The 12173-nt window shown below is 43.6% G+C and carries 10 protein-coding genes and 1 pseudogene; 5 read left to right on the top strand and 6 right to left on the bottom strand.

From position 1 onward, the window contains the following. Nucleotides 1-223: 223 nt before the first annotated feature. Nucleotides 224-472: pseudogene (locus tag OCU46_RS14495) on the top strand (IMP dehydrogenase); the annotation flags it as partial. Between the two features lie 88 nt (nucleotides 473-560). Here OCU46_RS14495 and OCU46_RS14490 read toward each other — a convergent pair. Beyond that, on the bottom strand, nucleotides 561-1469 hold the full coding sequence (locus OCU46_RS14490; RefSeq protein ID WP_141268807.1) for a LysR family transcriptional regulator: 909 nt from the start codon (nucleotides 1467-1469) through the stop codon (nucleotides 561-563). A gap of 213 nt (nucleotides 1470-1682) precedes the next feature. On the opposite strand from OCU46_RS14490, the gene OCU46_RS14485 reads away from it, so the two are divergent. Both OCU46_RS14485 and OCU46_RS14480 read left to right on the top strand, forming a co-directional pair. Beyond that, on the top strand, nucleotides 1683-2426 hold the full coding sequence (locus tag OCU46_RS14485) for a hypothetical protein (protein ID WP_141268809.1): 744 nt from the start codon (nucleotides 1683-1685) through the stop codon (nucleotides 2424-2426). A gap of 220 nt (nucleotides 2427-2646) precedes the next feature. Beyond that, nucleotides 2647-4197: an amidohydrolase family protein gene (locus OCU46_RS14480; RefSeq protein ID WP_141268811.1), complete on the top strand. Its 1551-nt coding sequence runs from the start codon at nucleotides 2647-2649 to the stop codon at nucleotides 4195-4197. A gap of 63 nt (nucleotides 4198-4260) precedes the next feature. Here OCU46_RS14480 and OCU46_RS14475 read toward each other — a convergent pair whose 3' ends face one another. From OCU46_RS14475 to OCU46_RS14455, 5 genes are all read right to left on the bottom strand, one after another. Beyond that, entirely contained in the window at nucleotides 4261-5178 is a 918-nt protein-coding gene (locus OCU46_RS14475) for an amino acid ABC transporter permease (RefSeq protein WP_141268813.1), read from the bottom strand. A 68-nt stretch (nucleotides 5179-5246) separates the two neighbouring features. After that, nucleotides 5247-6056 (bottom strand): transporter substrate-binding domain-containing protein, encoded by an 810-nt coding sequence (locus tag OCU46_RS14470; protein WP_141268815.1) that lies wholly within the window; start codon nucleotides 6054-6056, stop codon nucleotides 5247-5249. Between the two features lie 12 nt (nucleotides 6057-6068). Beyond that, on the bottom strand, nucleotides 6069-6866 hold the full coding sequence (locus tag OCU46_RS14465) for an amino acid ABC transporter permease (RefSeq protein WP_141268817.1): 798 nt from the start codon (nucleotides 6864-6866) through the stop codon (nucleotides 6069-6071). Continuing rightward, the gene (locus tag OCU46_RS14460; RefSeq protein WP_141268819.1) at nucleotides 6866-7612 is read right to left on the bottom strand and encodes an amino acid ABC transporter ATP-binding protein; all 747 of its coding nucleotides are present in this window, start codon (nucleotides 7610-7612) and stop codon (nucleotides 6866-6868) included. Before OCU46_RS14460 ends, OCU46_RS14465 begins: the two co-directional genes overlap by 1 nt. A gap of 101 nt (nucleotides 7613-7713) precedes the next feature. Further along, nucleotides 7714-8652 carry a LysR family transcriptional regulator gene (locus OCU46_RS14455; protein ID WP_141268821.1) on the bottom strand — a complete coding sequence of 313 codons (939 nt, stop codon included), beginning with the start codon at nucleotides 8650-8652 and terminating at the stop codon, nucleotides 7714-7716. A 113-nt stretch (nucleotides 8653-8765) separates the two neighbouring features. Between OCU46_RS14455 and OCU46_RS14450 the strand changes: the two genes are divergently transcribed. Continuing rightward, a complete protein-coding gene (locus OCU46_RS14450; RefSeq protein WP_141268823.1) occupies nucleotides 8766-10259 on the top strand; it encodes a DUF1254 domain-containing protein in 1494 nt (497 codons plus the stop codon). A 154-nt stretch (nucleotides 10260-10413) separates the two neighbouring features. After that, complete coding sequence (locus tag OCU46_RS14445; RefSeq protein ID WP_141268825.1) at nucleotides 10414-12120, top strand: autotransporter assembly complex protein TamA; 1707 nt, start codon at nucleotides 10414-10416, stop codon at nucleotides 12118-12120. The last annotated feature ends 53 nt before the right edge of the window (nucleotides 12121-12173 follow it).

Below are 12173 nucleotides of genomic sequence, written 5' to 3'. Positions count from 1 at the left end.
TTTATATTATCAGGTGGAGGTGCGAGCTAAAGCGATTGTCTATAGTGGCATTTTTCCTGCTTTGGTACTTAATTCGAGCGACCATAAAATGTCGGCAAAAATGTCGGCAGAGTTCATTTTGATCCATTTCATACCATCACTATTCAATGACTTACGTATTTTTTGTTTTGTTGCATAATGCATTAAATTATTGATAAATATAAAATTTATGATTTGCCTGATTTTCTACGGCATGTCTTCAGAATCAGCGATGGCGAAGCACTCTGGTGGTGTTGCAAAATACCGCGCAGCTGAAGGAAAAACCGTACTATTGCCATACCGTGGTAGCGTTCATAACACCATCTCTGACATCCTAGGTGGCGTACGCTCAACCTGTACATACGTAGGTGCAGCACAGCTTAAAGAGCTAACGAAGCGTACAACGTTTATCCGTGTACAAGAGCAAGAGAACAACGTATTCGGTAAAGAGTAGATCTACTAAGTCATGCTTGATTAGAAGTAGGAAGAGCCGCTAATAAGCGGCTCTTTTTTTACATGAAGCTTTGTTGTTATCGGTAGTGTTAACTCTGCAGGGTATTAAAATGGGCAATGTACTCTTCAACGGCCGACATTATGGAGCTTTTCACATCGATCACTTGCTTGGAATGAGGGTTCCATAGAGCAAATGAAAACTTGATGCCATTTTTCAGTTGGTCAACATCTAAAGCTTGAAGGTTATCAGTGATGTATTGTGACTCTGTGAGTACTTTAGGAAGCCATGCCCAGCCAAGATCATCTTGAATCATTTTAATAATAAGCGCTAATTGCTCTATCTCATCATGTTTGGCAGAGAGTAAAAGCATTTCATTAAAGCCTTCTTCAGAGAGGGATTTAAGCATGAATTGGCGACTTGTACGCAGTGCATTTAGCACGTCAGATGCAGGAAGCTTGGAAAGCTCTCCCCCTTTTTTCACAAAAGGTAAGAACTCCATATGACCCAAGAAGGTAGAGTCTACGCTATAGATGCCTTTTCCTTTGGTGATCATTACTAGGCCAAAATGTATTTCGCCTTCGCGCATTCCTTGTTCAATCTCTGCTTTGTTTCTGACTATGAAGTTCACGGTCAGATTCGGAAAGTCTTCAGCCAGCTTGGCTCTGATTGATGAAAGCAGCCTATGTGGGGTGACACTCGGGTAAGCAAAGGTGACTTCTTCTAATCCCCCATAGGAAAGGCTCAAGGCGATTTTGTCGAATACTCGTGATTGTTCCAGAGCGATCTTCGCATAGTGATAGAGCAACTTGCCTTCTTTGGTAGGTTCAACTGTGCGACCGATACGCTCAAACAATTCAACAGCAAGTATGTCTTCGAGGTTAACGATCACCTGTCCCGTGGTCGAACGATGTTTGTTTAGGCTTGCCGCAGCCTTACTGAATGAACGCTCTTCGTAGACGGCAACGAATGCCTGTAATTGCTCAATGCTGAAATTCATCCCTTTCTCTCTGTCATTATGTCTTTTTTAAATCTATCAGATCTTTTTATCCCCTGCTGTTTATCGGTCGATAAAGTGACGAAAGTCTTTGGTCGGGTTTGATCCGCCCTACGTAATTAAAGACTTTTAGTATTCGAAATCAAAATACCTGAGCACCGAGAAGCCGATTTGCATCTGCTTCTTTTAAACAACTTTACATTACTCAGGTATATAATGACTAAGCTAACTCATATTTCCGCATCGATACTTTCTTTAATTTTTGCTCATTCTGCATTGGCTGAAGAATCCTCTCCCAATCCATCCGATCTTACAGAAACAAGCACTTCAGCTTTTTTTGGTATCAATAATCAAGGTTCCGTTAAAGGCTCTATCTCTTCTGATTTTAATTATAAGAGCAATCAAACCGGTATGTTGACCATTGAAGGTACCATGACCCAAGAGGGTAAATACTCCGACAGTCGAATACAGTATTTTCATGTGTTCTCTTTGAAGGATCAACTTGTTCCTCGGGCAGCAATGTCAATAGATATCATTGATAACGCAATGTTTACCTCTGCATCGGTAGGGGGCGTTGCAGCGCTGAACGTCGGTGTGGAGGGATTGCAGATTTTTCCTCGAGTTGGTTTACTGGCAGGGGAATATTCAGAAGACTCAATGAACCACTTTAAGGCTAAAGATGATAGCGCATTGGGTGTATCTGGCGCGCTTTATATGATGTACACCGTTGGTAATGATGGGACCTATATTGGTGCTTGGCCTGAGTATAATTACTTAAATGGCGATATTGAAACCTCACTATTAAAATCGACCTTGATGATCGCGACACCATTTTCAGATGATAAGACGCGCTGGGGTCAATTACGACTCGATAATACATCTGGTAGCATGAAGTCTGGCTCAAATAGTATAGAGTTCGACGATACTGTAGTGTGGGCAAATTATAAATTTTACTTCTAGGCACTCTTTTACCCTTGCTCAAAACGGCGCTAATAGCGTCGTTTTTTTTATTTGTTCTCCCCAAAAACGTTTGTGATGGTAGTCGGAGTCTTTGTATAACGGTTTTTGGGCGGATGACATCCGGCATAAGCAATTAACGGCAATTCCTGCAATGAAACACAATGTATGTAACAGAGCGTACAGCGCTCTCAACTTACTTATGTTAATGAGGAACTTCTCAATGAACACATTTAAACGTACTAGCTTGGCACTGTTGGTTGCCTTTTCACCGAGTGTTTTTGCTTACGACTTGGTTATCTTAAATGGGCGCGTGATGGATCCAGAAACCGGGTTTGACAAGATTGCTAACGTTGCCGTAGAAGATGGAAAGATTGCCAAGATCACCAATGATGCCATTGATGGAGACAAGGTCATTAATGCAGAAGGACTGGTAGTCTCTCCTGGCTTTATAGATACACATTCCCATGTGGTTGCTATTCCTGTGATGCAAAAGCTTCATCTTCGAAATGGTGTAACAACACCTTTGGCGTTAGAGGTGGGAGCCTATCCAGTAGACAATTGGTACCAGAAGCTAGAAGGACGCTCTCAGGTAAACTTTGGCGCTAGCGTATCTTCTGCTGGAATCCGCACTAAGATATTAAACCAAGACTACAACAGTCGTACAGGCACTTTGATTAACGATTTGTTTGACCAATCTGAAACTAAGGCTTCAGGTGTGAGCGGTGTAGCCTTAACTGATATCGCATCAAGAGATCAGATAGAGCAGATCACTGAGCTTGTCGATTCTGAGCTTAAATCTGGTGGTTTGGGTATTGGAGTTCCTGTGGGCTATATGTCAAAAGCGACCACTACGATTGAAACCAAAGAGTGGCAACGTCTGGCAGGAGAGTATGGTGTTTCAACCTATCTTCATGGCCGATTCTCAAGTCAGCTTCCACCGACATCTGGGCTATTAAGTATTGAGGAGATGCTATCAAGCGTTGCCATCTATGGTGGGGGTTCTTTGATTCAACATATGCATCAGCAGACACTAGATGAAACTCCAGTGGCCTTAAAGATGTTGGATGACGCTAGAGAAAAGGGCATGAAGGTCGCTGCAGAAATTTATCCCTACAACTACGGAGCAACAATTGTAGCAGCCGATTATCTTGCACCTGAAAACTATGAGCGCAATATGGGGCGTAGTTACTCAGATATTATCGAAACCGAGACAATGAAGCCTTTGACTAAGGAGCGTTACGAGCAATTAATGCAAGAAAACCCATCGGCGAGTGTTACTTTTACTGGATCAACTGACGAAGATCTCAAACGTGCTTTAGTGCATGAATCAACAATCATTGGTAGTGATGCATTTCCATTGATGAAGTCAAACGGAATGATGGCTTATAGCTGGAATACATCTTATGAAGGATTACAAGGTCACCCAAGAGCTGCGGGCACACAAGCGCGGGTGCTGAAAATGGTGCGTGAAGATAACCTGATGCCACTGATGTCAGCGATTTCTAAGATGTCTTATATGCCAGCTGAATTTCTAAGAGAAAATGGTGTTGAGCAAATGGCCAACAAAGGGCGCATTCAAGTTGGCGCGGACGCGGATATTACTTTGGTTGACCCGCAAACAGTACAAGATAACTCAACGCTAAAAGAACCGGGCTTGCCATCTACAGGTATCCCTTATGTTGTGGTCAACGGTACGGTTGTTGTTGAAGACTCGAAAGTATTAAAGGGTGTGTATCCAGGACAAGCTATCCGCAATAGTATCTCAAAATAACGGTTATCAAATTAATGAACAGGCCACTAATCAGTGGCCTGTTTTGCGTTTAATAAGCGACAGCTATAAATAAGCTCTAGAGCGCTTTTCGATTAGATTAAACAGGCGCGATAGTGCAAAGCACAAGCAGAAATAAACAGAGCCAACAATCAACCAAATCTCAAAAATTAATCCTGAGGAGTTGGCCATTTCAGTACCTACGAAAGTCATCTCTTGTATGGATATCAAAGACACTATAGAGGTGTCCTTCACTAGTGAAATAGCTTGTCCAGCTAATGGAGGGGTAATCGCTGTGAGTACTTGCGGGCCTATAACAAATCGGTATTTATCGAGAGCGGATAAGCCTAGAGAGTCCGCCGCCTCCCATTGCCCTTTGGGTATGCTCTCTAGTCCAGCTCGTATTACTTCTGCGATGTAGGCTGATGACAATAAGCCAATGCAAATCACACCTGAGGCTAGGTTCTCCCATAAGTTGGCTGGTCCAAATAGAAACTGCTGAACTGCATTTAGATCTCCATTGTGCTCACGAAGTAGGCCTTGTAGGCCAAGTAGCGGGATAAGCTGATTGGAGATAAAGAAGTAAAAAATGAACACAAACACCAATGGTGGAATGTTGCGAACGAGTTGAATAAACAGCAGTGCGGGCGTTCTGAATACCGCGAGTTTTGAATGTCTAGCAACCCCAAGTAGCGTGCCGAAGGACAGTGCTAGTACCATGCTCCAGAGACTAAGGCGCAGTGTTGCCACTAGACCTTGAAAGAAATAGGGGATTTTACCCTCTGAAGGGGGAATAAAAATCAAACTAAAGGCATCGGCCCATCGCCATTGATAGTTGATGCCAACAGCGGATCGGTAATACAACCAAGTGATGAATACACTAATAATTGCCAGCAATATGCCGTCCAATAGGTTTAGACGTTGATACCAATAGCGTTTAGAAGCGATTGGTTTAGCGATAACTGGTGTGCTGGTATTACTCACGTTATTCCTATTTTGGTTGAGAGTGGTCTGTGGTCAAAAATAAGCACAGACCATCATTAGTGGTGCCTTTACTGACCCTGAGCAATCTGGTCTTGCCAATCAAGGGTCGAGAACCAGTATTCGTAGCGCTCTTCTAGCCAACCATCTTCAGTGCGAGCTTTGATCCACTCGTTAAAGAACTCTGCCTTATCTGTTTCGCCTAAACGCACCGCAAAGGCCTCGTTGCCTTTTGATAGGCGCTCAGTAAATGGAATAAACAGTGAGTCCGAATTTTTAATGGCTTCATGCTCTGGTTTTGGGCTAGATGCAATCACTGCATGTGCGTTGCCATTTAATACCTCTTGGAATGCTTGAGCATCATCATCAAACTGAAGCACTTTAGCCTTAGGGAAGGTTTCGCGAGCTACTTGAACCGTGAAAGCGCCACGGCGAGCGGCAATTTTCACGCGGCGAGAGTCAAAGTCAGAAATCTTATTAAAGCCTTCTGCGAGTTCTTTGCTTGCGGCTAATTGCACACCTGAATGTGAGTAAGGGTCAGTGAATAAGACGCTCTTGGAGCGAGCTTCGGTAATCGACAGGCCACCGATAATCACATCAAACTTTTGTGATAATAGTGAAGGGATAATGCCATCCCATGCTGTCGGAACAAACTCCACCTTCCAACCAGAGTCGGCGGCTAGGCGCTTAGCAACATCGATTTCAAACCCGATGAGGTCGCCTTGTTTATTGCGCATGGCCCAAGGTACAAACGTCGACATGCCGACTCGTAAGGTGCCTCTATCGTTGATCTTGTCTAGATTGGGTGTTTCAGAGGCTAACGCAGGCAGACTGACTGCGAGTGCAAGTAGTGCTGTAATAGCGGTTTTAAATAGCTTCATGCTGAATAATCCTTATTGGGTTCGCCAGTTGGCTCCAAGCTTGTGCTCAAACCAAGCGGCAATGGCAGAAAGTGAAAGGGTGAGAGCGAGATAAATGATGGCCACAGAGAACCAAATCTCAAAGGGCATCGCGGTTTCAGAAACAATGTTTCTGGCTTCAGTTGTTAGATCAAACACTGCCATAACACTAACAATTGAAGAGTTTTTGATGAGGGAGATCACCTCGTTGGTTAAGGGAGGTAATGTTCTTTGAATAACTTGAGGGAGGATGACATCCCAAAAAGTGTAGGTTCGGGATAAGCCAAGCGAACGGGCCGCTTCAAATTGGCCTTTATCAATGCTGTTAAGCCCTGCGCGGAATATCTCTGCAGTATAGGCGCCTTGGAAAAGGGCCAGTGCTAATATTGCGGTACTGAATCTATCCAGTCCGATGACCGGGCCAAATACGAAATACAAAAGGTAGATTTGAACCAAAAGTGGGGTGTTACGGATAAGTTCAACATAGCCTGTTGCTAGTGTCCTACCTACGACAGAGTTTGAGTTCTTCAGAAGTGCAGTCACTAAGCCTATTGCTAGTGTCGCAACCAGAGAAATCAAAGAGATCTGTATCGTGACCAGTAGTCCTTCTAGCAGTTCTGCAGGCCACCATTCACCGTCTTCATAGAAGGCAATATAATCAGGGACTCTATCCCATTGCCAGTTATAGCCCATGGCTTGCGCACCGGAATCCAATATCCAAGCAACAGCCATAGCTAGCACAATGATTTGCACTATGGCAGAGAGGGTAGGTTTAACAATACGGCCAAGCATCAGTAGCTTAAGATCTGCTTGAGAAAAGATTGAGTGCGTTCGTGCTGAGGATTCTCAAACAGCGCCTGTGGGCTGTTTGATTCCACTATTTGGCCTTCATCCATAAAAATAACTCGGTCAGCGACTTTTTTTGCAAAGCCCATTTCATGGGTTACGCAAACCATGGTGATTCCCTCTTTCGCGAGATCTACCATCACATCGAGCACCTCGTTGATCATCTCAGGATCAAGGGCTGAAGTGGGTTCATCAAATAGCAATAGCTCCGGCTTCATGCATAAAGAGCGGGCGATAGCGACACGTTGCTGTTGCCCTCCTGAGAGCTGAACCGGATATTTATGTGCTTGCTCTTGAATATGCACACGTTCTAGATAGTGCATAGCGAGCTTTTCTGCTTCTTGCGTACTTTTCTTCAGCGTGCGAATTGGCGCAAGAGTGAGGTTTTCTAGAACGGTCAGATGCGGGAATAGGTGGAAGTGTTGGAAAACCATACCTACCTGACCAGGATTTTTAAACTGACCGGGTAGTGAATGATTGAGCACTGTTAGCTCACCGCTATCAAAAGGCTCTAGCTGATTGATGCAGCGAATCAGAGTTGACTTGCCTGAGCCAGATGGGCCACAGACAACGACGATCTCACCTTTGTGGATAGTTAAATTGATGTCCTTTAGGGCGTGGAAGTCGCCATACCACTTATTAAGTGATTGAAAGTTAACCATTCCTTGTCTGTTGTTCAAACTATTATTCATTGTTAGTAAAGGTCTAAATTACCTTATCAATTTAGAGATTCTATTGCACATGAATTTCAAGGTATTGAGAGCTATAAAGAGGTTCTAGTACAAAACTTTCCTCACATAATCTCTATAACTAACTCTTTGAATAGCTTATAGAACCACTGATGAGCTTGACTGGTTTCATGCCTGCTATGGTAAATCAGAAACATGGGAACATGGTATTTCTCGTGTTCTTTCAGAGAATAAATTTCTATGAATTCTTCGTTGAAACCAGCCATCTTCTTTAGGCTATTTGAGCCAAACAAAACAGAATCGGTGGCTTTAGTGATTTCCAGAAGGGTTAGAGTTTGCGAGCTTCGTAGCTTAGGCTTGTTTTGCGTTTGCAATAGGTCCTGATAGACCTGGGTAATTGGAGAGCGAAATGAGAGTTGCCTGTCATCTTCAATCGTCATGCCTATCAATGAATAACTCAGTATTTCCTCTATGCTAGGTTGCGAGTGTTTACTAAGAGGATGCCCCTTTCTTACATAGAGTACGGGGTAGAGGCTTCCGAGCTTTTCTGAGTGGTACTTGGGATCATGTGTAGGCTCATAGTGGATTACGTAATCGAGTTTATTGGCATCCATGAGTTGGAACGGGTTGGCCTTGGTGGGGGTTTCTTCTATCGACACCAATGGCGCTTGTCGTGATAGCTGGACATATAACTTAGGTATCAGACTCGAACCAATAAACGTAGGCAGAGACAGAGAGAAAGTGTCGTCACACCGCTTTGCATCAAACTCATTAGATTCGAACAATTGCAGCAGTGATGGCAGTAATTGATTGAGTTCTTTTTCAAGCTCAAGGGCCTTACGTGTCGGGATCAAGCCTTTGGCGTTTCGTGTAAATAAAGGGTCATCGAAGGCTTCTCGTAAACGCTTTAATGAGCGACTGACGGCAGATTGAGTGAGATAAATCTCTTCGGCCACTCGTGATACGTTTCTTTCCTTGAGCAATAGATCGAGTATCACCAATAAATTGAGATCTACCCTAGTTAAAGCTTTTGATTTATCCATAGTATTATTATTTTAAATCATAGTTACACTTGATTATTAGTAATTAGACGCAAAAAGCAAGTTTGAATAAGATGGCCCCATACAGTGAACAAGTTACCAATTGAGGGTAAAGCATGAACAAGATAACCAAAGCAATGATAATCACGACGGCAAGTTTGACTGGCATCTCTATGGCATCTGCGGCGACGTACGAAGCCAAAGTTCCAGCAAGTATTATTACTCCAGATCAAGTTGAGTCTGAATACTTGGGTGAATTGAGCTATACGGATGGCGCTCCAAGCTCAGAGACCACTTTGAAAGCGAATCGATTTGTCGATGTTGCTGATGCGGTTCGTGTGTTTCTCTCTGGTATCCCTGTTGCGTCGATTCAAGGTTTGCTGGCTGGACACGAAAGTATCGGCATGGTGCCAAACCAAACTATCGCTATTTCTGAGCAGTTGCTTAATGCAAAAAGCCTATGGCTAACAGCGAACACCACAACACCTTACGTAACCAGTGAGATTGATGTTAAGAATGGTCCAGTCGTACTGGAAGTGGGTACACCGATTCTAGGCCTGCTAGATGATGCGGCATTTAAGTTTGTATCTCGCGTTGGGGTGACTCATCCTGAAGATCAGGGTAAAGGCGGCAAATACTTTATCTACCACAGCTCTTATACCGGTGATATACCAGAGGGCATGATTCCAGTTGAAACGGACGGTTATCAGCATTGGTTGCTTGTTCGTATTATTACCACTCCAGACAATGTGACAGCAGACGTGCAAAAGCTTAAGGATACGATGAAGTTATATCCTTACGGCTCAGAGCCTAAGACTGAGTTTATGAATATTTCAGGTATTCAATACAACACGGTTCACGCAATGGATGAGTCTTTCTATGATGAGATTAATACCCTTATTCAATATGAGCCTGCCGAAGTGTTTGACGACGAGTGGCTATCTTTAGCTAAGCGAGTAGGTATCGAAAAAGGCAAGCCATTTGAGCCTAACTCATACCAGCAAGAAGTCTTCAAAGAAGCTGCGAAGATAGCAACAGCGGAAGCTCGCTCATACTATTACGCACCGACCGAAGAGCAAATGGTTTACGATGACCGCAACTGGTTCACACCATTGATTTCGGGCCACGAGTTTAAAGACGATAACGGTGTTGTAGATACCGAAATGCGCGCAACGTTCCACTTTATGGCGACGGGCATTACCCCTGATATGGTAGCGTCTACTCCGGGTCAAGGTTCGGACTACTTGCTAGCAACTATTGATAGTGAAGGTCAGATCCTAGATGGCAGTAAACATTACACTGTAACGTTACCTGCGGATGCACCAGCAACTAAATTCTGGTCATTTATGATTTATGATAATCAAACGCGTTCAATGCTAGAGACAGACCAAGTTAAAGCGGGCATTGATGGATTAACCAAAGGTGTGAAAAAGAATGCTGATGGATCGATTACGATTCACTTCGCTCCAGAAGCGCCAAAAGGTGCGGAAGGAAACTGGGTGCAAACGACTGAGGGTAAAGGATTCAACCTTATCTTCCGTATGTATGGACCAACAGAGACTTGGTTTGATAAATCTTGGAAACCAACGGATGTGACACTGGTTAAATAGTTAGATTCGATAATCTAGCAAACGCTAAATCAGCATAAAGGCTCTAACGTAAGTTAGGGCCTTTGTTGTTTGTAGGACTGCATACGTCATCCTTGATTAACGACCTTTTACCTTAGCGGGTAGAGTGTCTTTTTTCTTAGGTTGAGAGGGCAGTGTGATTAAATTAACGCAGCGAATTGCAGTGTTGTTAGCGATCATTTCTTTTGCCTCTCACAGTGCTTCCCCTAGCAAAGTCACCATCACGGGTTTATCCGAACCTTTAGAAAATAACCTCAGTTACTATTTGGATTCTTTAGGTACCGAATCAATTACCAAAATGGGGAATGTAAAACTCACCAAACTGGTCAATGAGGCGTTAAATCCCTTTGGTTATTATCACCCGACTGCGGAGTTAACGCGTGTGGATGATAAAGAGATCAAACTACAAGTGTCATTAGGTCCGGTAACCACCATTAAAGAGTCAGATATTGTCGTATCGGGCCCTGCATCTCGAAACCCGGAACTAGTGGCAATGATGAAGAGCAGTAATCTTAAGCCAGGGCAAACTTTGCAGCATCAAGAATACGACGAATTAAAGAGTCGAATTCAGTCTTTCGCTTTGAGCCATGGTTATCTTGATGGCCAGTTTACAATGACGCGATTAGAAGTGATCCCAAGTGACAATCAAGCCAACATTCGCATTCATTTCGACAGTGGCGAACAGTATTATTTTGGGAATACCCGCATTTCAAATAACCAAATAGAAGAAGTTCGCTTAGCTACCTTGAGAGACTTTGAGCAAGGTGATCCTTTTGATGTCGTTAAACTGAGCGAGTATCAAGTGTCATTGTCTGAAACGGGGTGGTTTAGCGCCATTGATGTCCACCCAGATTATGCTGCAACTACCAATAGCTTGGAGGTGCCTGTTGAGGTGTCAGTCGCCCCGCGGTCTAAAAATGTCGTTGAAGTCGGCGGCGGTTATTCTACCGATATGGGGCTAAGAGGTTCATTAAGTTGGGCTCAGCCCTGGTATAACGTGCGAGGGCACAGTTTTAAGAGCGCTGTGAGTATTTCAGAGCCAGAGCAATCTTTGTTATTAGGCTACAAAATCCCGACTCAAGATATCCTAAATGATTATTACGGCATTAAGTTTGAAACGACGCATTTGGATTACTTAGATACCTTGAGTCTTTCCAGCGATCTTACCTTCGAAAAGCATTGGAAACTGGACAATGATTGGCAGAGCACCGTCTACGTCAAGTTTTTGTATGAGGACTATCAGCAGGCGATGGATGAGGGTTTATCTCGCCTACTAATGCCCGGTATTTCTTTTTCTTATATGGATAAGCAGCAAGATAAAAAGCGTATTAAGCACAAGCATATTTACGCTATTGAGTACTCTGATTCTAGAGTGGTGTCAGACACTCAAATACTGCGCCTAACCGGAGAAACAGCTTTATCTTGGAGTATCAACGACTATCAAAGGCTAAATTTTAGGGTCAGTATGGGAGCGAATATTTCAGATGATCTTTCAGAGATCCCCTCATCACTGCGTTTCTTTGCTGGTGGAGATGGTAGTCTACGAGGGTATGACTATGAATCGATTTCACCCGTAGATGAAAATGGAGAACTGACGGGTGCACCCTACATGCTCAGTTCCGGGCTTGAATATCAGCATCGCATATTTGATACGTTCTGGATTGGCGGATTTGTAGATATTGGCGATGCGTTTGAATCCCAGTTTGATGCAAAAATGGGTACGGGCGTTAGTGTTATTTGGGAATCGAGCATTGTGCCGATTAAACTAGATGTGGCCCATGGTTTGGATGCCGACAAGGGTGATCAATGGAAGGTTTATTTATCGCTCGGGGCACAATTCTAGGCGAAAGACGTTTAATGCCAAGCAGACTAGACAGTGGATATTAACTTCTATTT

This window comes from Vibrio comitans, from assembly GCA_024346835.1.
Taxonomy (GTDB): Bacteria; Pseudomonadota; Gammaproteobacteria; order Enterobacterales; family Vibrionaceae; genus Vibrio; species Vibrio comitans.
Note: the sequence above shows the minus strand (reverse complement) of the source record. Positions and strands in the feature narration are given on the sequence as shown.

Excerpts from the sequence above, each read along its gene's own strand:
- OCU46_RS14490 (WP_141268807.1), bottom strand. The coding sequence starts at position 1,469 with ATGAATTTCAGCATTGAGCAATTACAGGCATTCGTTGCCGTCTACGAA.
- OCU46_RS14485 (WP_141268809.1), top strand. The coding sequence starts at position 1,683 with ATGACTAAGCTAACTCATATTTCCGCATCGATACTTTCTTTAATTTTT.
- OCU46_RS14480 (WP_141268811.1), top strand. The coding sequence starts at position 2,647 with ATGAACACATTTAAACGTACTAGCTTGGCACTGTTGGTTGCCTTTTCA.
- OCU46_RS14470 (WP_141268815.1), bottom strand. The coding sequence starts at position 6,056 with ATGAAGCTATTTAAAACCGCTATTACAGCACTACTTGCACTCGCAGTC.
- OCU46_RS14465 (WP_141268817.1), bottom strand. The coding sequence starts at position 6,866 with ATGCTTGGCCGTATTGTTAAACCTACCCTCTCTGCCATAGTGCAAATC.
- OCU46_RS14460 (WP_141268819.1), bottom strand. The coding sequence starts at position 7,612 with ATGAATAATAGTTTGAACAACAGACAAGGAATGGTTAACTTTCAATCA.
- OCU46_RS14455 (WP_141268821.1), bottom strand. The coding sequence starts at position 8,652 with ATGGATAAATCAAAAGCTTTAACTAGGGTAGATCTCAATTTATTGGTG.
- OCU46_RS14450 (WP_141268823.1), top strand. The coding sequence starts at position 8,766 with ATGAACAAGATAACCAAAGCAATGATAATCACGACGGCAAGTTTGACT.